This window comes from Citrobacter sp. On2M (genome assembly GCF_018035235.1).
In the GTDB taxonomy this organism is placed as follows: domain Bacteria; phylum Pseudomonadota; class Gammaproteobacteria; order Enterobacterales; family Enterobacteriaceae; genus Citrobacter; species Citrobacter meridianamericanus.
The window spans coordinates 642,275-663,181 of record NZ_WPCV01000004.1; the positions used below are offsets into that span (position 1 = coordinate 642,275).

Sequence of the window (20,907 nt, forward strand, 5' to 3'; positions counted from 1 at the left end):
AATTCAATGACTGCCAGCACGGGTTCTGGTATTCCGACAGGAGGCAAAATGAACTTCAGACGACTGAAATATTTCGTAAAAATCGTCGATATTGGTAGCCTGACGCAGGCCGCGGAAGTATTGCACATCGCGCAACCCGCGCTGAGCCAGCAGGTTGCTACGCTTGAAGGCGAACTGGATCAGCAGTTGTTGATTCGCACCAAACGCGGCGTCACGCCGACGGAAGCTGGGAAAGTGTTGTATACCCATGCCCGGACGATTTTACGTCAGTGCGAGCAGGCGCAACTTGCGGTCAATAACGTGGGGCAGACCTTGGGGGGCCAGGTTTCTATTGGTCTCGCACCGGGGACGGCCGCGTCATCTATTACGATGCCATTATTACAGACTGTACGTGCCGAGCTGCCCGATGTGTTGGTCTATTTGCATGAAAACAGTGGGACGGTGCTGAATGATAAGCTGCTCAGTGGGCAATTAGACATGGCGGTACTCTACGAGCGATCGCCTGTGGCGGGTATATGCAGCCAACCGCTGCTTAAAGAGGATCTTTACCTGGTCGGGACGCGTGAGTGCCCGGGGCAAAGCGTTGATTTAGCCGCGGTGGCGCAGATGAATCTGTATTTGCCACGGGATTACAGTGCAGTTCGCCTGCGCGTGGATGAAGCGTTTTCGCTTCGTCGCTTAACGACCAAAGTTATTGGCGAAATTGATTCTATTGCCACCTTAACCGCTGCCATTGCCAGCGGTATGGGCGTGACTGTATTGCCTGAGTCGGCGGCTCGTTCATTATGCAATGCTGCAAATGGCTGGATGGCGCGAATAACAACCCCATCGATGAATCTGCCATTATCATTGAATGTCTCAGCCAGAGGGAGCTTATCGCCGCAGGCACAGGCGGTGAAAGAGATTCTGCTGTCGTTGGTCAGCCGTCCAACGCTCGAAAACCGCGAGCTGCAGCTGGTTAGTTAAAGCTTATTCCCGCGAGGAATAAGATTCAGGTTTTTATTATTTGTTATGCCGGGCATCAGACTTTAACAATAGCGTAATGTCTGATGTGTCCGGAGCAAAAAGTGAATTTCCAGCAACTTAAAATAATCCGCGAGGCGGCCCGTCAGGATTACAACCTGACAGAAGTCGCGAATATACTGTACACCTCGCAGTCGGGTGTCAGCCGACATATTCGTGAGCTAGAAGATGAACTTGGCATTGAGATTTTTATCCGTCGCGGTAAACGTCTGCTGGGCATGACTGAACCGGGCAAAGCCTTGCTGGTTATTGCCGAGCGTATTCTCAATGAAGCCAGCAACGTTCGTAGACTGGCGGATCTGTTTACTAATGACACCTCCGGTATCCTGACGATCGCCACCACGCATACACAGGCGCGCTATAGCCTGCCCGCGGTGATTAAAGCTTTTCGTGAGCTCTTTCCTGAGGTGCGACTGGAACTTATCCAGGGTACACCGCAGGAGATTGACGTACTGCTGCAAAATGGCGGGGCAGACATCGGGATTGCCAGTGAGCGACTTAGTGGCGACCCGTTGCTAGTGGCATTTCCCTGGTTTCGTTGGCACCACAGCCTGCTTGTTCCCCACAACCATCCCTTAGTGAAAACGTCTCCTCTCACGCTGGAGTCCATCGCCCACTGGCCGCTGATTACGTATCGGCAGGGGATTACGGGGCGTTCCCGTATCGATGAGGCGTTTGCTCGCAAAGGGCTGGTTCCGGATATTATCCTCAGCGCCCAGGACTCTGATGTGATTAAAACTTACGTGTCGTTGGGTCTGGGTATTGGGCTAGTGGCGGAGCAATCCAGCGTAGAGCAGGAAGAGGGGGGCTTGACCCGGCTGGATACCAGGCACTTATTTGATGCGAATACCGTCTGGCTGGGGCTGAAACGCGGGCAATTGCAGCGCAACTACGTCTGGCGATTCATCGAGCTATGCAACGCAGGGCTATCCGTCGATGAAATCAAACGCCAGGCGATGGAACCGGATGAAACAGTGATTGATTATCAAATATAATGCAAAAAGCCTGCTTAGTTTCCTGAGCAGGCTTCTTAAATTTGGCTCCTCTGACTGGACTCGAACCAGTGACATACGGATTAACAGTCCGCCGTTCTACCGACTGAACTACAGAGGAATCGTGTGAACGAGGCGCATATTAGCGATACCACTCAGCGTTGTCAAAGCCTGAATCGATAAATTCAATCGTTTGCCGAAATATTCCCCATTTCGCCGATTATTCAGACGCAACCGGTTGTTTTATGCACTTTTCCTGTTCGGGACGCGGGTATTTCCATAGCCAGCGGCCTGTGACCATACGCCAGTAAAATAATGCGGCGCGTACGGCCCAGTCGAAGAACATCCCTAACCAAACGCCGACTACCCCCCATCCTAATACGATTCCCAACGTGTATCCTGCCACAACACGACAGCCCCACATGCCCAACATCGATACCCACATGGCAAAACGTACATCACGTGCGCCCTTAAACCCTGACGGTAGCACCCATGAAGCCGCCCATATCGGCATAAATGCTGCGTTGAGCCAAATCAGGACGACTATGACCTCTTTTACATCCTGATCGTGGGTATAAAATGAGGCCATGACGCCGGCGAAAGGCGCAGTTAGCCAGGCGATAGCAGTTAAGCCGATCGTGGATAGCCAAAAGATATGGCGTAACTGGATTTCAGCCTGTGCAATTTGACCATTTCCCAGACGTCTGCCGGTAATGATTGTCGATGCGGAGCCTAAAGCATTCCCCGGCAGGTTGATTAGCGCGGCAATAGAAAATGCAATGAAGTTTCCCGCAATGACGCTGGTTCCCATGCCGGAGACAAACATCTGTGTTAGCAGTTTACCGCCATTAAACAGTACTGACTCGATACTAGCCGGAATACCAATTCCCATAACCTCCCAGATAATGGCGAGATTAAGCGGCTTAAAATAGCTTTTGAAGGGAATCCGCAGCGCCGGATTAAAACCAATCATCAGCACCCAGATAATGGCGAACGCACCGATGTAGCGTGAAATGGTCAGTCCGAGTCCCGCACCCACGAATCCCAGTCCTTGCCAGGAAAAGATCCCATAGATCAGAATGCTGCTGATGATGATATTCAGAATATTCATGCCGCCATTAATCAACAGCGGTATTTTGGTATTTCCAGCTCCACGCAGTGCGCCACTACCGATCAGCGCAATGGCTGCCGCCGGGTAGCTGAGCACCGTCAGCTCCAGATAGGTTAGCGCTAAAGCCTTAACGTCGGGCGTTGCTTCACCAGCGACAACGTCAATAATCTGTTTGCCAAAATAGTGAATTACCGCAGCCAGCACGGTAGCAAAAATCGTCATGATCACCAGCGATTGTCTGGCAGCCGATCTGGCTCGTCGGCGATCTCGTTTTCCCAGGCTAAATGCTACTACTACCGTAGTACCCAGGTCGATGGCGGCAAAAAACGCCATAATAACCATATTGAAACTGTCTGCGAGACCAACCCCAGCCATTGCTTCTTTTCCCAACCAGCTCACCAGGAAGGTACTCAGAACGCCCATCAACAGCACACAGGTGTTTTCCAGAAAAATGGGGACCGCGAGCGGAGTGATTTCACGCCAAAAGAGAACCTTATAACTCTTGCGTTTGGTATACCAGGGCGTGCGGGAAGCAACCTGGCGGAAGGCAGCGGAGACGTTCAAAGTGGACCTTAAAGAAGAAAGTTGAAACCTCATTTCAAATGATGAGGGAGAATCCAAAAAGCTGCAAAGTTTTTTCCATTTAAAATGTCTGGAAATGCAACAAACTGTCGAGAGAAGCATCAATTGATACTTATGCGAGGAAATGGGATTTGACAAAATTTTTTTCGCCGCTAAGATAAGCCTCCACAACGATTCCTCTGTAGTTCAGTCGGTAGAACGGCGGACTGTTAATCCGTATGTCACTGGTTCGAGTCCAGTCAGAGGAGCCAAATTTAAGAAGCCTGCTCAGGAAACTAAGCAGGCTTTTTGTTTTCAACGCGTCAAATTGGCATCAAATTTTTCGCTGGCCTTTACCCTAATCAGGGGAGCAAGCAGCATAATCATGCCCAACATGGCGGCCATCCCGGTATATACAGCAGGAAAACCTGTGATTTCAGCCACCAGGCCTATAGGTGCAGGGGCCATTAGCGTACCCAAATAACCGATCGTGGTGACGATGCTCATTCCCGTGTTGGTCGAAATATCAGGCTGGTTTCCCGCAGCGGAAAAAGCAATCGGTACCAGATTGGCTATGCCAATACCGGCAATAGCGAAGGCAACGGTGGCTTGCCAGGGATGACTAGCCATTGCGGCTGTCAGCAGCCCAAGCCCAGCTAACAGACTGGATGAGCGCATTACGAGAATGGCATTAAAGCGGTTACGAATAAAGTCTCCCATGAAGCGAAAGATTGCCATTGTTCCCGCAAAGCAGGCAAAGGAAAGGCTTGCCGTTTCTGTAGTCGCATTGAGATTTTTCAATAAATAACGTGACGACCAGTCCACAACAGCACATTCCGGGATCATGGCGAGCAGGGCAATAACGCCTATAAAGTAGATCGTGCATGAGCGATGTGGCTGCTTTCCTTTGATTAACCGTTTTATTTTTATCGATTTATCTTTGATGATATGTGGATATACCGACAGCGTGATCGCTAAGGAAATAGCACTAATTAAAAACAGGTGCATGAAGCACATGTCTTGCGGAACAAACCTCACTCTTTCTACAAAGCATCCAACTTAGCGCTGAACCGGTCTCTGTAACAAATGACATGACTACGCTATTGGCATTGGTTGCCGGGGGGATCGGAGTCGCCTTTTTACCCACAAGTGTCCGGCATTTTTTGCCTGCCGAAGCGAGACTATTGATGCTCACTGAAAAACAAATTCGCTGGAACATTGGTGTGGCATGGAACCCCAAAATTAAAAACCATCGGCGGGACGATTTCTTGCACCTGGCGGTGGCCGGAGAGGCCGATATCGTCATGTAGCCGTTATACGCCCTGACGAGAAGGTAACGGCCACGCATTGATGCCTGACGTGTAAACCGCTTTGGGCATAAATGAAATAGGATTTCAGTACTATGCTTAAGCAATAGCGACGGGAAATGGTTATAAGAACAGCAGTGACAGGGCTTTTTGCTTAAAAAATCGAGGGTTAAAGTTGAAAGAGCGTGAGTAACTCGCTCATACTCTATACTCGCAGAGTTACCCGGCGTAGCATGGCATAACGCTTGGGCTGTTAATGAAAAAGGAAAACGTCGTGGCAGAAGAAACTATATTCAGCAAAATTATCCGTCGTGAAATTCCGTCGGATATCGTGTACCAGGATGAACTGGTCACCGCGTTTCGTGATATTTCCCCTCAGGCACCTACGCACATTCTCATCATTCCTAACGTATTGATCCCAACCGTCAACGATGTGACGGCGGAACACGAGCAGGCGTTGGGTCGCATGATTACCGTTGCGGCAAAAATCGCCGAGCAGGAAGGCATTGCTGCGGATGGGTACCGTTTAATCATGAATACCAATCGTCATGGTGGTCAGGAGGTGTATCACATTCATATGCACCTGCTGGGTGGCCGGGCGCTTGGTCCAATGCTTGCGCATAAAGGTCTGTAAGCATGACCAGAGGATGCATTGCACTTTCACTGAGCTTGCTGCTACTGGCTGGCTGTCGAACACATCCTGAAATTCCGGTTAGTGATGAACAATCACTGGTGATGGAATCAACGATTCTTGCAGCGGGCATTACAGCGGAACAGCCGACGTTAACCACGTCTGATATTCAGGCCTCAGCATCCTCTCGACTTTATAACGAAAGACAAGAGCCCGTTACCGTTCATTACCGGTTTTACTGGTATGACACCAGAGGACTGGAAATGCATCCTCTGGAAGCGCCGCGTAGCGTGACTATCCCGGCTCATTCGTCGGTGACGCTGTACGGCAGCGCCAATTATCTGGGGGCGCACAAGGTTAGACTTTATCTTTATTTGTAAGGGGTGAATCTTGAAGATAAAAATGAATCGCTACGCACTGATTGCCGCGCTGGCGATGTTTCTCTCTGGTTGTGTGGCGCAACGTGAACCCGCACCGGTAGAGGAAGTGAAGCCGGTGCCGGAACAACCCACGCAGCCGCAACAACCGGTACCGGTTGTACCAACGGTTCCCACCATTCCACAGCAGCCGGGGCCGATTGAGCACGAGGACCAGACGGCGCAGCCGACGCCACGTCAGCGTCATTATGACTGGAACGGGGCTATGCAGCCGATGGTCGGCAAAATGCTGCAGGCTGAGGGCGTCAAAGCGGGGGGCGTTCTGCTGGTTGATAGCGTCAATAACCGCACCAACGGCTCGTTGAATGGAGGGGAAGCCACCGAGACTTTGCGCAGCGCGCTGGCGAATAACGGCAAGTTTACTCTGGTTTCCGCCCAGCAGTTGGCCGTCGCCAAACAGCAGCTAGGTTTGTCGCCGAACGACAGTCTGGGTACGCGCAGCAAAGCGATTGGTATCGCCCGTAACGTTGGCGCACAATATGTGCTCTATTCCAGCGCATCAGGCAACGTCAATTCGCCTGCGCTGCAAATGCAATTAATGCTGGTACAAACTGGCGAAATTATCTGGTCAGGTAAAGGTGCCGTTCAGCAACAATAACCGACTGAAGCGCGACGAAGTGTTGTCGCGCTATTTCCCGCAGTATCATCCCGTCGCAGGTAGTCAGAGCGGCCTGAGCGGCGGGAGCTGCATCATCGAACATCATACCCACCGCTTAGTATTGCGTTGTCATCACGATCCTGACGCGCCGGAATCGCATTTCTTACGCCACTATCATGCGTTAAAGCACCTGCCAGAAAGCCTTGCGCCGCGCCCTCGCTTTTATACGCGCGGGTGGATGGCCGTGGATTTTTTTCACGGTCAGGTAGAATCCAGATTACCGGACGCCGACGAACTCGCTGGCTTATTGTATCATCTGCACCAGCAGCCCCGATTCGGCTGGCGAATCAGCCTGCTGCCGCTACTCGAACGATACTGGCAGTGTGGGGATCCGGCGCGTCGTACGCCATGTTGGTTACGCGCGCTTAAGCTGCTAAGGAAAAGCGGTGAGCCTCGACCTTTGCGCCTGGGGCCGCTGCATATGGATGTCCACGGCAACAACATCGTACGTACAGACTCAGGGCTGCGGTTGATTGACTGGGAATATGCCGGCGACGGTGATCTCGCGCTGGAGCTGGCGGCGGTTTGGGTCAGCGACGAGTCCCAGCATCAACGGCTGGTTAGCGCCTACGCCCAACGAGCGCACATTGAGCCAGACGTGCTCTGGCGACAGGTCAGGCGATGGCAACCCTGGATAATGATGCTGAAGGCGGGGTGGTTTGAGTATCGCTGGCAACAAACCGGCGATCGACAATTTATCAGGCTGGCCGATGAAACCTGGCGGCAGCTAACAATGAAAGGATAAGGAGAGCAGTGTGGGCCCAGTAATGTTGGATGTCGAAGGGTATGAGCTGGACGCTGAAGAACGTGAGATTCTGGCGCATCCGCTGGTAGGTGGGTTGATCCTCTTTACCCGAAATTATCATGACCCGGAACAGTTGCGGGAATTAGTGCGCCAGATCCGCGAGGCATCGCGTAATCATCTGGTGGTGGCGGTAGATCAGGAAGGCGGCAGGGTGCAGCGTTTTCGCGAGGGTTTTACGCGTCTGCCTGCGGCCCAATCGTTTGCAGCGCTGCACGGTCTGGAAGAGGGTGGCAAACTGGCTGAAGACGCCGGATGGTTAATGGCCAGCGAAATGATCGCAATGGACATTGATATCAGCTTTGCACCGGTGCTGGATGTGGGGCATATCAGCGCAGCAATCGGCGAGCGCTCTTATCATGCCGATCCGCTAAAAGCGCTGGCTATAGCAACCCGCTTTATTGACGGTATGCATGGCGCTGGCATGAAAACGACTGGTAAACATTTCCCCGGACATGGGGCGGTGACGGCGGATTCACACAAAGAAACCCCAACCGATCCACGCTCGGAAGCCGAAATTCGGGCGAAAGATATGTCCGTGTTCAGGACGTTGATTACCGAAAACAAACTCGACGCCATTATGCCTGCACACGTCATCTACAGTGATGTAGACCCGCGCCCGGCGAGTGGCTCGCCACACTGGTTGAAAACGGTGCTGCGTCAGGAGCTGGGTTTCGACGGCGTTATTTTCTCTGACGATCTGTCGATGGAAGGTGCGGCGATTATGGGAAGCTATGCGGAACGCGGCCAGGCATCGCTGGATGCAGGTTGCGATATGATCCTGGTCTGCAATAATCGTAAAGGAGCGGCCAGTGTGTTAGATAATCTGTCGCCGATCAATGCAGAACGTGTTACACGTTTGTATCATAAAGGTTCATTTTCACGTCAGGAACTGATGGGCTCGACACGCTGGAAGACGGTAAGCGCCCAGCTCAACCAGCTTCATGAGCGCTGGCAGGAAGAGAAAGCAGGTCATTAACGCACGTTTGGCGAGGATGCGATGATTATCTATTTACACGGTTTTGACTCTAACAGTCCAGGCAACCACGAAAAGGTGCTGCAGCTGCAGTTCATCGACCCGGACGTCAGGCTGATTAGCTACAGCACGCGGCATCCTAAACATGATATGCAGCATCTGCTTAAAGAAGTGGACAAAATGCTGCAGCTTAATGTCGACGACCGACCGCTGATTTGTGGCGTGGGGCTCGGAGGATTTTGGGCTGAAAGAATTGGTTTTCTGTGTGATATTCGCCAGGTTGTGTTTAATCCCAATCTGTTCCCGTATGAGAACATGGAGGGAAAAATCGACCGGCCTGAAGAATATGCCGATATCGCGACAAAATGCGTGACCAATTTCCGCGAAAAAAATCGCGATCGCTGTCTGGTTATCTTGTCCCGTCATGATGAAGCACTTAATAGTCAGCGTTCGTCAGAAGAACTGCACCACTTTTATGAGATTGTCTGGGACGAAGAGCAGACGCATAAGTTTAAGAATATCTCCCCGCACTTGCAGCGTATCAAAGCGTTCAAAACGTTGGGTTAACCTTCAATGAGCGTGTAAAAAACCAGCCTCCGGGCTGGTTTTTTTGTTCTTAAAGTTCGGGTTGTCTATCTTTTCAGCATCAAAACTTGATACACATCAATTTTGGTATGACCAATGCACCGTTCGTGTTATTCTCACTCTCGAAGAACATTTTCATTATCGTAACTTGTTGTTAATTAAAGGCTATGACAATAACTTTTAATTAACAATTGGTTAATAAATTTGAGGGGGTCACGTTGACTACACCATTGAAAAGGATCGTGATTGTCGGCGGCGGTGCTGGCGGACTGGAAATGGCGACGCAGCTGGGTAAAAAGCTGGGCCGCAAGAAAAAGGCCAAAATTACGCTGGTGGACAGAAACCACAGCCATTTATGGAAACCGTTACTGCATGAAGTCGCGACAGGTTCGCTGGATGAAGGTGTGGATGCGCTGAGCTATCTGGCGCATGCCCGCAACCACGGGTTCCAGTTCCAGTTGGGCTCGGTGGTGGATATCGATCGTGAAGCGAAAACCATTACTCTCGCCGAGCTGCGCGATGAGAAGGGCGATCTGCTGGTTCCTGAGCGTAAAGTACCGTATGACACGCTGGTGATGGCGTTGGGTAGTACCTCTAACGATTTCAACACGCCGGGCGTCAAAGAAAATTGCATTTTCCTGGATAACCCGCATCAGGCGCGTCGTTTCCACCAGGAAATGCTGAATCTGTTCCTCAAGTATTCCGCGAATCTGGGCGCTAACGGCAAAGTTAATATTGCTATCGTCGGCGGTGGTGCGACGGGGGTTGAACTCTCCGCCGAGCTGCATAATGCGGTAAAACAACTGCACAGCTATGGTTACAAAGGGCTGACCAACGAAGCACTGAACGTGACGCTGGTAGAAGCTGGTGAACGTATTCTGCCTGCGTTGCCGCCGCGTATTTCCAGCGCTGCGCACAATGAGTTGACCAAACTGGGCGTACGCGTCCTGACCCAGACGATGGTAACCAGTGCAGATGAAGGCGGACTGCATACCAAAGATGGCGAATACATTAAAGCCGATCTGATGGTGTGGGCGGCGGGGATCAAAGCGCCAGACTTTATGAAAGACATTGGCGGACTTGAAACGAACCGTATCAATCAGCTGGTGGTTGAGCCAACTCTGCAGAGCACGCGCGATCCCGACGTCTACGCGATTGGCGACTGTGCTTCCTGCGCTCGCCCGGAAGGGGGCTTTGTACCGCCGCGCGCTCAGGCTGCGCACCAGATGGCAAGCTGCGCAATGAACAACATTCTGGCGCAGATGAACGGTAAGCCGCTGAAAGCGTATCAGTATAAAGATCACGGCTCTCTGGTTTCGCTCTCTAACTTCTCTACCGTGGGCAGTTTGATGGGCAACCTGACCCGTGGGTCGATGATGGTGGAAGGGCGTATTGCGCGCTTTGTGTACATCTCACTGTACCGTATGCATCAGATTGCTCTACACGGTTACTTCAAAACCGGTCTGATGATGCTGGTCGGCAGTATTAACCGGGTGATTCGCCCGCGTCTGAAACTGCATTAATCTTGACCTATGGCGTCGGTTGATTTTACTCATCCGGCGCCTTCCTTCAGAGTTCTCCGAATCATTCTGCATTCGCTTCTCCTTGCGCTATTTTCATCCGTAATCTGATTGGCATTCCTTACCTTCTGTTGCAAAGTTGTTACTAATAGCAAAAAGGAGGAAGTCCCGTGAATAAATCAATGTTGGCGGGTATAGGGATTGGCGTAGCTGCTGCGCTGGGTGTTGCAGCGGTGGCCAGTCTTAACGTTTTCGAGCGTGGCCCACAATACGCACAAGTTGTCTCTGCAACGCCAATTAAAGAGTCGGTAAAAACACCACGCCAGGAGTGCCGGAACGTGACGGTCACGCACCGTAAGCCGGTACAAGATGAAAACCGTATCGCGGGTTCCGTGCTCGGTGCCGTGGCGGGGGGCGTTATTGGTCACCAGTTTGGCGGCGGACGTGGTAAAGATATTGCCACCGTGGCCGGTGCCTTAGGCGGCGGTTATGCTGGTAACCAGATCCAGGGTTCGATGCAGGAAAATGATACTTACACCACGACGCAGCAGCGTTGTAAAACGGTGTATGACAAATCAGAAAAAATGCTGGGCTACGATGTGACGTACAAAATTGGCGATCAGCAAGGGAAAATCCGTATGGATAAGGATCCTGGCGCGCAAATTCCGTTGGATAACAACGGACAGCTGGTACTGAATAACAAAGCGTAAAATAGCATTATCCTGAACATTAGCCCCCCATTCGCTCAGGCTGGGGGGCTTTTTTTATCAGAAGGTTAAAGCGTAGTTCAGCCCAAAGGTGCGGCCCCGACCCTTGTATTCATACAGTGACGTGCTGCCGTAGGTCGGGCTATATAACAGTGGCGCACGTTGTCCCCACAGCGTGGTGTACTCTTCATTCAGCAGGTTTTCCACGCTAAAGGTCAATTTACCCAACGGGAGTTGATAGCTGCCGATAAAGTCCATGGTGTTATAGCCATCCAGCTTGTTGCCGCTGGCGTCGGTCAGATCAAATGCTTGCTGGCTCTGTACGCGCAATGACCACGGTTCAGGCGCCCAGCCGACCCAGGCGGTTGCTTTCGACGGTGAGGCCAGAGTGACATCCCATTTCCGCCATTTCCCGTTTTGCTTCACTTCTGATTTTATGATGTTGAAGTTGCCGCCCAGGCTCCAGTTCGTATCCGCAATGAAATAATCCACTGCACCTTCAAGGCCATAAATACGCCGATCGTCGGGCTGAACGTTGATGGTCATATCGCTACGGTTGATAACAATTGATTTATCCGAAGTCGAGTAGTAAGCGGCTAACTGCGTGCGCAGGCTATCGCCGGTGTAGCGCCATCCCAGTTCGTACGAGTTGACTTTAATCCCTTCCAGGCGTGAATCCGCCACATTGACGCTGCGCTGGAGCCGGTAATGATCGCCCACCAGGGAATAAGTACCGTTGCCATAATATTTACCCGGGTCTGGCAGCTCGACACCCTGAGAGAAGTTAAACCATGTCTGCTGGCGGTCGGTCAGGTGGGCGAGGATACCGGCGTTAAACAGGAAATTATCGTAATCGGTTTTACCGCCAGGAATGGTGTCGGCGGAGTTTGCCAGTCCGGTCGCAATTCCCTGCTGTTGGGCATAGCCGACGAAATCATCAACTCTGTTTTCTGTCCATTGATAGCGCACCCCTCCGCTGAGGGTAAAGATGTCGTTAATGTCATAGCTGTTTTGCAGGAAAGGTGCGAAGTTGGTGATGCTGTAACCCGGGTAACGCCCGGTGGTATACGCGGTTCGGTTGTCCATACCGCCGGAGGGCAGGGACCAGGCCAGATCGAAGAATTTCTGATTGGAATCGAAGGTTTCGTGATCGGCATCGACACCCCACGTCAGTTCCCAATTGTCCATCAACTGGCTGTTGAGGGTAATTTTGGCGCCAAACTGGTCGGTGTCTTGCTGTGATGCGGAGAAACTGGTGACCTTGCCTTTGCTTAGCGTTGGGAACGGATAAAATTTCAACGATTCGTCGCGGTAATAGATTTGGCTGATCAGGTTCTGGCCGAAGAAATCCGCATCAGAATATTGCAGGCTGATCAGATGACGCTCGGTGCCGGGTATACGATCGGAGTTCAGCCCGCTGCTGGTATAAGCTTTACCGTTTCCCGTCACGGCGGACATGTTCTCACCAAGATCCAGCCCGTAATCTTCATCCCCCTGGCTTTTATAATACTGCGTAACCAGTTGCAACTGTCGGTTGTCGTCAAGTTCAATCGTCCCGGTACTCATTACGTCCAGACGATCGGAGTGCTGCAGGCCAGTTTGGGTGTTATCCAGCATTAAGGCATCGTGGTTACCGTCATACCAGCCGCCAAACCGTTGATACGCAACGGACATGCGCCCGGCAGCGCGATCGGTTCCTCCGCTCACTGCCACAGCAACGCGTTCATCATGATCGTTGCTGTTATTGAAACCGCTTTTACCCCCCAGTTCGAGTTCGACTTCACGCTCCGGCTGGCCTTTTTTAGTAACGATGTTGATTAATCCGCCGGTACTGCCGCCGCCATAAAGTGAAGTGGCGCCTGAGATGACTTCTATGTGAGCAATGTTAAACGGGTCAATGGAGTCAAGCTGGCGACTGTCGGTGCGCGAGGAGTTCAGACGGACGCCGTCAACCAGCACGACGATGGCGCGACCGCGCATATTCATGCCGTAGTTGGTGCGTCCCTGGCTGCTGACATCGATTCCCGGGATTAACTGAGCCAGAACATCCTTAAACTCTTTCCCACCCTGAACCTGTTGTTCAATCTCGCTTCCTTCGATAACCCAGGTCGTTTGCGCCATTTCTGCCACGGTGCGTTGGCTCCGGTTGGCGCTGACGATGAGATTATCTTCTTCAGCCGCAATAGCCGGGAGAGTTAAAGATAACAGGATAGGATTGAGCACCCAGAGACGCTTATGCATTTGTGTTCCTTTTAAAAAATTCGGTCTGTTTTTGTTATGGCGGTAGAGAAACCGATGGTTACATCGTGTAACGGGTGTTAAAACAAATGCGAATATTGCTGATAATGATTGCTGTTATCAATACATTTTACAAAAAATAATCGGATAAGATAATGAAAACAGTGAAGAATGTGTGGGTAATGTGCGCGAATTTAAGCGGGAGCCTTATCAGCTCCCGATGGTGTCAGTACAGCGGGGGAAACAGCGGAAATACGTTAAGCTTTGATGAGTTCGGGCCACAGTCGCAGGGTTGTACGAGCGATCTGCATCAGCTTTTCAAACGTTGCACCTTCGCGGGCGCTGATCGACATACCCTGTAAAATACAGTTCAGATATTCGGCCAGTTTTTGCACGTCGCAATGGGCCGGAATTTCGCCTCGCTGCTGGCGCTGGTGCAGGAACTGGGTTAGCGTCTGTTCCTGCATTGCATGGCGAGACTTCACCGTACGCGCAATATCACGGGAAGAGGCTGCCAGTGTCGCAGAGGTGTTAATCATGAAACATCCCGCCGGGGTGTCCTTGCTGGTAAAGCAGGTTGCTATTGCGGTGAAATAGTCTTCCAGCGCGGACTCAAGGCTTTTTTCTTCACAAAACAGCTGGGCCTCGTGTTTCGCTGCGAAGCGCGTGATGTAGCGGTCCAGCACGGCACGAAACAACCCTTCTTTGTTGGTGAACTCTGCATACAGCGTGGGCGCTTTTGCACCTGTTGCTTCTACGAGATCGGCGAGCGATGTTGCTTCATATCCGTGTTGCCAGAAGAGTGTCATGGCCTTATCAAGCGCGGCTTCCCTGTCGAACACTTTTGGTCGGCCACGGCTTTTTTTAGCACAACCTGTCGTTTGAGTTGTCATGGTGCCGCTGTACCTTTGTTGAGTTTATTGAATAACCATTATAAAAATATTCGACTGCACACTCCAGCGGATTAATGATAAAAAAATTTATGGCTATTAGTATGAAAAATAGAGATTTTATATTTTATATAACGATCATTATAAAAACTTGTTGACGTGTGACCTGGATCACATCTATGATTTAACTATCGATCGTTAAGTTAATCTTTTCGACACACATTCATCTGCTAAAGGTCACTATCATGAAAAACGTAAAAACTCTGTTCGTTGCTGCTGTTCTTAGCTCATTGTCATTTGCAAGCTTTGCCGCTGTTGAAGTTCAGGCCACACCTGCGGGTCAACAGAAAGTCGGTACTATTTCTGCGAATGCGGGCACTAACTTAGGTTCTCTGGAAGATCAGCTGGCGCAAAAAGCGGATGAGATGGGGGCGAAGTCTTTCCGTATTACTTCCGTTACCGGTCCTAACACTCTTCACGGGACTGCGGTTATCTACAAATAAGTTTTAACCCTTCGCAATGCCACTGCGAGTTAAATAAAAAACCCCGCGGAATAAAATCCGACGGGGTTTGTTTATATGTGGAGTTTACAGCGGTTGTTCAGCGACGTCTTGATGACGGGTTACATCAACCGGCATGCCTGAGCGAATTTCCATCGCATGCTCCATGACTGTGCTATCCGTCTGCGCTGCATTTTTAAACGTCTGCATTGATTTGTTCAATACGATCGGCAGCAACTGCGGGTCGTCATTGATTTTTTCTGACAGCGGCTGATGAACTTCAACCAGTCTCACGCCGTTAGGTTCAACAGATGCTTTGATCGGCGTATTGATAATATTGACCTTGGTTCCGGGCGTTACCTGACGGAACAGGGTTTCGATATCTCCATCGCGCAGACGAATACAACCAGAACTGACACGCATTCCTATGCCAAAATCAGCATTGGTTCCGTGCAGCAGGTACACGCCGCCGTAAGCCGCTAAGCGAATGGCATGATGACCCATCGGGTTATCCGGCCCGGCAGGTACTACGGCAGGAAGGTCGATCCCGTTCGCTTTATATCGTGCGCGGATATTTGCCGTGGGTGTCCAGGTGGGGTTGGCGCGTTTATCAGAAATAGTCGTCACCATTGTCGGAGTTAGCGTGTCACCGCCTAACTGGCCAATACCAATAGGATAGACGGTCACCGAATTTGTACCCGGCTGGTAATAATACAGACGCAGTTCGGCGAGGTTGATGACAATGCCTTCGCGCGGCGCGTCTGGCAGCAGGGTTTGCAATGGGATAGTCAAAACGCTGCCCGGACGGGGGACATACGGATCAACGCCGGGGTTGGCCTGCAATAGCGCTAAAAAGCCGACATTATATTTTTTAGCAATCGCTTCCAGAGAGCCACCATTGTCTTCAACAACGTGAACAGCATTCTGACCTACCACGCGGCTTCCCGGTGGCGGTAGCGGCCAGGTATTGGCCTGAACCGGAAGTGCTAACGTGAAGGTCGCTGCCAGCGTAAAAAACGCTAACCAGCGTGAGAGTCGTTTATTGTTTAACATCACCATAAATCCATTGTTTTTACGTGGTTTTTATTATGTAAAAGTAAACAGGAATTATGGCGGCTTACTGTGTCGGGAAGTGCAGGGAAGTGCAAAGAGTTTGTAAATTCATCAGGCCGGGTGAGTGGTCTGCTCACCCGGCCTGATGCTAGGCTACGGCGTTCTCTTCAAGCTGGCGCATAAACTGGCGGACCCAGTCGATTCGCGTTTTACGCTCACCCAACTCCTGCATGAATTTCAGGCGGGTTGGACCATCCAGACGGAAATGCTGCGGCTGCTTTTGCAGTAAACCAATCAGCCAGACCGGGTTGACGTGATTTTTCTCGGCAAATTCAATCGTACCGCCTTTTTCATTGCTTTCGAGCTTTCTAATCCCCAGTTTCTGCGCCTGTTGACGTAAACGGGCGATATCCAGCAACGTACGAGCCGGATCGGGAAGCAGACCAAAACGGTCTATCAGCTCGACTTTAATTTCTTCCAGCTCGGTTTCACCTTTCGCACTGGCAATGCGCTTGTAGAACGACAGTCGCGTGTTGACATCCGGGATATAGTCATCCGGAAGGAGTGACGGCATACGCAGTTCAACTTCGGTTTGTTGGCTGGTGAGATCTTCCAGCGAAGGTTCTCGCCCTTCTTTGAGCGCATCGACGGCGTTCTCCAGCAGCTCCATATACAGCGAGAAGCCGATGCTTTCCATAGAACCGCTTTGATCTTCGCCCAGCAGTTCCCCGGCGCCGCGAATTTCGAGGTCGTGGGTCGCCAGCGCAAAGCCTGCACCCAAATCTTCCAGCGAGGCGATGGCTTCCAGGCGCTTTTGCGCATCGGTGGTCATCGCTTTTGGATGCGGCGTCAGTAGCCAGGCGTAGGCCTGATGGTGTGAGCGTCCCACACGACCGCGCAGCTGATGTAATTGCGCCAAACCGAAGTGGTCAGCACGTTCAATGATGATGGTGTTCGCGGTGGGAATGTCGATCCCGGTTTCGATAATGGTGGTACACACCAGGACGTTAAAACGCTGATGATGGAAATCGTTCATCACGCGTTCCAACTCGCGCTCGCGCATTTGCCCGTGGCCGATGCCAATACGTGCTTCCGGTACCAGTTCCGCTAATCTGTCGGCGGTTTTCTGGATATTTTCGACGTCGTTAAACAGGTAATAAACTTGTCCCCCACGCAGAACTTCACGCAGGATCGCCTCACGTACCACCAGGCTGTCGTATTCGCGTACGAAGGTTTTGACCGCCAGACGCCGGGCGGGCGGCGTGGCGATGATCGACAGATCGCGCATGCCGCTCATTGCCATATTGAGCGTGCGTGGAATTGGCGTTGCCGTCAGAGTCAGAATATCGACGTCCGCGCGCATGGCTTTGATGCGTTCTTTGTGGCGCACGCCGAAACGGTGCTCTTCATCGACGATCAGCAGCCCCAAATCTTTTAGCTTCACATCCGCTTGCAGCAGTTTGTGAGTGCCAATGAGAATATCGATTTTACCTTCGGCAACCTGCTCCAGGATCTGCGCTTGCTCTTTGGCACTACGGAAACGGGACAGCATTTCAATGCGTACCGGCCAGTTGGCAAAACGATCGCGGAAGTTGTCGAAGTGCTGCTGGGCGAGCAGGGTGGTCGGCACCAGCACGGCAACCTGTTTGTGGTTCTCTACGGCGAGGAAGGCGGCGCGCATCGCGACTTCGGTTTTACCGAAGCCGACGTCGCCACACACCAGGCGGTCCATGGCCAGCGGCTGACACATATCGCTGAGTACCGCGTTGATCGCCTGTGCCTGGTCGGGCGTGGTTTCAAACGGGAAGCTGTCGCAAAACAGCTGGTACTGCTCACGGTCATACTTAAAAGCAAAACCTTCTTTCGCCGCGCGCTGAGCGTAAATATCCAGCAGCTCTGCTGCAACATCGCGGACCTTCTCGGCGGCTTTCTGGCGCGCGCGTGACCAGGCATCGCCGCCAAGTTTATGCAGCGGCGCATTCTCTTCCGCGCCACCGGCGTAGCGGCTGATCAGATGCAGCGATGACACCGGCACATACAGTTTGGCGTCGTTGGCGTAGGTGAGCATCAGGTATTCACCAGTGATGCCGCCAGCTTCCAGCGTGGTCATCCCGGCATAGCGACCAACGCCGTGCTCCAGATGCACCACTGGCTGACCGGGATGCAGCTCCGCGAGGTTACGAATTAACGTATCCGGGTTGATAGTGCGACGAGAATCCTGACGGCGGCGCGCCACGCGTTCGCCCAGCAGATCGCTTTCACAAATCAGCGCCAGATTACGTTTGCTATCGATGAAGCCATGCTCGGCGGCGCCAATCATCAGATAACGACCGTTGTCTGCGGCTTCATCGAGACGCAATATCCGCTTCGGCGCGACCTTGATGCGGGCGAGCAGTTCGCCAAGCGCTTCCCGGCGTCCTTCACTTTCCACCGAGAAAATTACCGGACCGGTAAAACCCTCAAGGAATTTACGTAACGCATCTAGCGGCGATTTTTGCTGCGCCTGCACGGCGATATCCGGCAGCTTCTGGAACCCAAGGTTGGTATTCGCAGCTTTGTTCGCCAGACTCTCGGTTTTTAGCTGAACGCGCGGCCAGCGTTTCAGTTCAGTAAACAGCTCATCCACCCGCAGCCACAGCGATTCCGGTGGCAGAAGCGGGCGCATTGGATCTACGCCTCGATTCTCAAAACGTGACAGGGTATCGGCCTGGAAGCGTTCTGCGCTGGTCTCGATATCGCCGGTATTGACCAATAACGTATTGGCGGGAAAGTAACTGAACAGCGACGGCAGCGACTCGCTGAAAAACAGCGGCTGCCAGTATTCAATACCCGCTGGCAACGTGCCTTTGCTGACCTGCTGATAAATATGTTCGGCGTCGCGTTTCACCTCAAAGGTGTCACGCCACTGGCTACGGAACAACTCGATGGCCGTTTTGTCGGTCGGAAATTCGTGCGCGGGCAGCAAATTAATGGCGTCGACTTCTTCCAGCGTGCGCTGGGTGTCAGTATCAAACAGGCGCAGGCTGTCGATTTCATCATCAAAGAAATCGAGGCGATAAGGTAACTCGCTGCCCATCGGAAACAGATCCAACAATGCGCCACGTGTGGCATATTCACCGTGTTCCATGACCTGATCAACATGACGATAGCCTGCGCTGTCTAACTGTTCGCGCAGGGCGTCGCGCGATAGACGCTGACCTTTTTTCATCACCAGCGCATGGCCGTGCAGATAGCTGTGCGGACAGACACGTTGCATCAGTGTATTGACCGGAACGATCAATACGCCGCGCTGCATGGCAGGCAGTTGATATAGCGTGGACAGGCGTGAAGAGATAATCTCCTGATGGGGAGAAAAGCTGTCGTAGGGCAGCGTTTCCCAGTCGGCCAGGTTCATCACCATCTGGTCGGTAAACTGACGAATTTCGTCATGCAAACGTAACGCATTTTGCATATCCGGTGCAATCAGCACCACTGGCCCCGCGTGATGTTCAGCGATTTCTGCGACCAGCGTTGCGCAGGCGGCGCCGGTGAGTTCACCCAACTGGCGCTGATCGCCTGCTTTCGCTGGGAGCGTGTAACGATGTTGTTCAGGCATTCGGTTGTCAGGATCTCGTATATATACATCTGATAAGCAATGTCCTTTATTATCCGTGATCGTTTCTCATAAGCAAATTGATTCGCCCCCAAAGGGGGGCAAAAAACGCGTTGAGGTTAGCGCGAGGAGGTCGATAAAGAAGGCGGGGAAAAGAGCAGATCGGCCACGGTTTTTTGCGAAATTTTACGCACCAGCAGGCCAAGCAGGGTGCACAGCAGAAGGCAAGCGAACGGATACACCAGAAGCAGGGCCAGCTCCGCATATGCAGGCCAGATAGCATGATTAATTTTGGGTATTAACGTTAAGCTGAACAGCTCAACCAGAATACGGTGAGTGGTGTAAATGGCGATGGTATTGGCACCAATCACGCTTAACGGACTGGACGTGCGCATACCAAAGCGGAGCTCAAATTGATAAAACAGCTTCATGATCAGCACAATGGAAAGAAGAGAAAGCAATAGTGAGACATTTGCCAGCCACGCGGCGGCGGCGACGATTGTGCTAACCAGAAAAAACACAGCATGGCGGCGCAAGGGAACCTCTTTGATCCATTCCATCAGCGTTGCGCCAAACCATGCGCCGAGGCTGTAGTATGGCAGATTACGCATCACGCTGTTCATTCCCCACCACGGCGTCGGGACAAAATTGATCGCCACGCTTAGCGCCACAAATAGCGCTAATAGCGGCATCGCCCAGCGGCTGAAAATCTTACACAGAACAAAATAAACAATCAGCGCGTACAGATACCACAAGCTGGTGCTGGCGGTGAGCATCCCGTGGGCAAAGCCACCGAGTGAACCGGCATAGGCGGCATTGGCGGTATGGCTCAGATCGCGCTGCGGGGCCAGCCAGTTATTGAGCGCGACTAACGCCAGCCATTGCGCCACTCCCCAGAGCACCAACACCCAGGCGATGTTCCAGATCCGTTTATCCAGGCAGGTTGTCCACGGGACGCTATCGATATAGCGACGGATCAGATACCCCGATATAAAGAAAAACACCGGCATGCGAAACGGCGCCAGGTACAAGTTCAGATAAACCCAGCATTTGCTCAGCATCTCTGAAAGCGGATGTTGAAAGGAGGTGAGGTGCGGGTAAAACGTGATCACCGAGTGATATATTACCACCAGACAAATACATAACCCTTTGATCTGATTAATCCATAGTTCTTTTTTAATCATCGAGACGGCGTATCCATATTGATTGCTATAGCCTGCCATCCTGCGCAACTCGCGGTGGGCTGTAATGCGTAACTGTCTGCATTTTGTTTTTTTAAGATAAAGATCAGGGGGCTGGACTTAAGGAAAGAGGGACAACTTTA

General features: G+C 51.9%; 17 protein-coding genes, 2 tRNA genes and 2 pseudogenes. 13 read left to right on the forward strand and 8 right to left on the reverse strand.

Annotation, left to right across the window (positions count from 1 at the left end; all coding sequences use genetic code 11):
* Window positions 1–48: 48 nt before the first annotated feature.
* The gene (gene nac / locus On2M_RS13375; protein WP_151218923.1) at window positions 49–966 is read left to right on the forward strand and encodes a nitrogen assimilation transcriptional regulator NAC; all 918 of its coding nucleotides are present in this window, start codon (window positions 49–51) and stop codon (window positions 964–966) included.
* Window positions 967–1,067: 101 nt separating this feature from the next.
* On the forward strand, window positions 1,068–2,018 hold the full coding sequence (cbl, locus tag On2M_RS13380) for an HTH-type transcriptional regulator Cbl (RefSeq protein ID WP_187252634.1): 951 nt from the start codon (window positions 1,068–1,070) through the stop codon (window positions 2,016–2,018).
* A 42-nt stretch (window positions 2,019–2,060) separates the two neighbouring features.
* Here the strand turns inward: cbl and On2M_RS13385 are convergent.
* Together On2M_RS13385 and On2M_RS13390 are read right to left on the reverse strand one after the other, a co-directional pair.
* Window positions 2,061–2,136: transfer RNA gene (locus tag On2M_RS13385), tRNA-Asn, on the reverse strand.
* A gap of 99 nt (window positions 2,137–2,235) precedes the next feature.
* Window positions 2,236–3,723: an EmmdR/YeeO family multidrug/toxin efflux MATE transporter gene (locus tag On2M_RS13390; RefSeq protein ID WP_282096867.1), complete on the reverse strand. Its 1,488-nt coding sequence runs from the start codon at window positions 3,721–3,723 to the stop codon at window positions 2,236–2,238.
* Window positions 3,724–3,883: 160 nt separating this feature from the next.
* Here On2M_RS13390 and On2M_RS13395 point away from each other — a divergent pair.
* Window positions 3,884–3,959, forward strand: a tRNA-Asn gene (locus On2M_RS13395).
* 43 nt (window positions 3,960–4,002) lie between these two features.
* Here On2M_RS13395 and On2M_RS13400 read toward each other — a convergent pair.
* A pseudogene (locus On2M_RS13400) lies at window positions 4,003–4,695 on the reverse strand (MFS transporter); the annotation flags it as partial.
* A 26-nt stretch (window positions 4,696–4,721) separates the two neighbouring features.
* On the opposite strand from On2M_RS13400, the pseudogene On2M_RS13405 reads away from it, so the two are divergent.
* The 9 genes and pseudogenes from On2M_RS13405 to On2M_RS13445 form a co-directional block, all read left to right on the forward strand.
* Window positions 4,722–4,997 (forward strand): annotated as a pseudogene (locus tag On2M_RS13405) (LysR substrate-binding domain-containing protein); the annotation flags it as partial.
* 271 nt (window positions 4,998–5,268) lie between these two features.
* Window positions 5,269–5,628 carry a purine nucleoside phosphoramidase gene (gene hinT, locus On2M_RS13410; protein ID WP_016156204.1) on the forward strand — a complete coding sequence of 120 codons (360 nt, stop codon included), beginning with the start codon at window positions 5,269–5,271 and terminating at the stop codon, window positions 5,626–5,628.
* 2 nt (window positions 5,629–5,630) lie between these two features.
* Window positions 5,631–6,005: a YcfL family protein gene (locus On2M_RS13415; RefSeq protein WP_151220019.1), complete on the forward strand. Its 375-nt coding sequence runs from the start codon at window positions 5,631–5,633 to the stop codon at window positions 6,003–6,005.
* A gap of 22 nt (window positions 6,006–6,027) precedes the next feature.
* Entirely contained in the window at window positions 6,028–6,660 is a 633-nt protein-coding gene (gene lpoB, locus On2M_RS13420; RefSeq protein ID WP_151225697.1) for a penicillin-binding protein activator LpoB, read from the forward strand.
* Window positions 6,641–7,465 (forward strand): thiamine kinase, encoded by an 825-nt coding sequence (thiK, locus tag On2M_RS13425; RefSeq protein WP_151225257.1) that lies wholly within the window; start codon window positions 6,641–6,643, stop codon window positions 7,463–7,465. The genes lpoB and thiK overlap by 20 nt, the downstream gene beginning before the upstream one ends.
* Before the next feature lie 10 nt (window positions 7,466–7,475).
* Window positions 7,476–8,501, forward strand: coding sequence for a beta-N-acetylhexosaminidase (nagZ, locus tag On2M_RS13430; RefSeq protein WP_210904965.1), 1,026 nt, complete (start codon window positions 7,476–7,478; stop codon window positions 8,499–8,501).
* Between the two features lie 21 nt (window positions 8,502–8,522).
* Window positions 8,523–9,065: an alpha/beta hydrolase YcfP gene (gene ycfP, locus On2M_RS13435; RefSeq protein ID WP_187252632.1), complete on the forward strand. Its 543-nt coding sequence runs from the start codon at window positions 8,523–8,525 to the stop codon at window positions 9,063–9,065.
* A gap of 236 nt (window positions 9,066–9,301) precedes the next feature.
* The gene (ndh, locus tag On2M_RS13440; RefSeq protein WP_151220016.1) at window positions 9,302–10,606 is read left to right on the forward strand and encodes an NADH-quinone dehydrogenase; all 1,305 of its coding nucleotides are present in this window, start codon (window positions 9,302–9,304) and stop codon (window positions 10,604–10,606) included.
* Between the two features lie 167 nt (window positions 10,607–10,773).
* Window positions 10,774–11,313: a glycine zipper 2TM domain-containing protein gene (locus On2M_RS13445; protein ID WP_003030814.1), complete on the forward strand. Its 540-nt coding sequence runs from the start codon at window positions 10,774–10,776 to the stop codon at window positions 11,311–11,313.
* Between the two features lie 57 nt (window positions 11,314–11,370).
* On the opposite strand, the gene On2M_RS13450 is transcribed toward On2M_RS13445, so the two are convergent.
* Together On2M_RS13450 and comR are read right to left on the reverse strand one after the other, a co-directional pair.
* A complete protein-coding gene (locus tag On2M_RS13450) occupies window positions 11,371–13,551 on the reverse strand; it encodes a TonB-dependent siderophore receptor (RefSeq protein WP_210904966.1) in 2,181 nt (726 codons plus the stop codon).
* A gap of 254 nt (window positions 13,552–13,805) precedes the next feature.
* A complete protein-coding gene (comR, locus tag On2M_RS13455) occupies window positions 13,806–14,441 on the reverse strand; it encodes a TetR/AcrR family transcriptional regulator (protein WP_210904967.1) in 636 nt (211 codons plus the stop codon).
* Window positions 14,442–14,683: 242 nt separating this feature from the next.
* Here comR and bhsA point away from each other — a divergent pair, with 242 nt between their 5' ends.
* The gene (gene bhsA / locus On2M_RS13460) at window positions 14,684–14,941 is read left to right on the forward strand and encodes a multiple stress resistance protein BhsA (RefSeq protein ID WP_029139491.1); all 258 of its coding nucleotides are present in this window, start codon (window positions 14,684–14,686) and stop codon (window positions 14,939–14,941) included.
* An 84-nt stretch (window positions 14,942–15,025) separates the two neighbouring features.
* Here the strand turns inward: bhsA and On2M_RS13465 are convergent, their stop codons facing one another.
* The 3 genes from On2M_RS13465 to On2M_RS13475 all read right to left on the reverse strand — a co-directional run bounded on the left by On2M_RS13465 (window position 15,026) and on the right by On2M_RS13475 (window position 20,767).
* Window positions 15,026–15,991 carry a L,D-transpeptidase family protein gene (locus On2M_RS13465; RefSeq protein ID WP_151220014.1) on the reverse strand — a complete coding sequence of 322 codons (966 nt, stop codon included), beginning with the start codon at window positions 15,989–15,991 and terminating at the stop codon, window positions 15,026–15,028.
* Window positions 15,992–16,139: 148 nt separating this feature from the next.
* Window positions 16,140–19,586, reverse strand: a complete 3,447-nt coding sequence (mfd, locus tag On2M_RS13470; protein WP_151220013.1) for a transcription-repair coupling factor — start codon at window positions 19,584–19,586, stop codon at window positions 16,140–16,142.
* Window positions 19,587–19,702: 116 nt separating this feature from the next.
* Window positions 19,703–20,767 carry an acyltransferase family protein gene (locus On2M_RS13475; RefSeq protein WP_210904968.1) on the reverse strand — a complete coding sequence of 355 codons (1,065 nt, stop codon included), beginning with the start codon at window positions 20,765–20,767 and terminating at the stop codon, window positions 19,703–19,705.
* Window positions 20,768–20,907 lie beyond the last annotated feature (140 nt).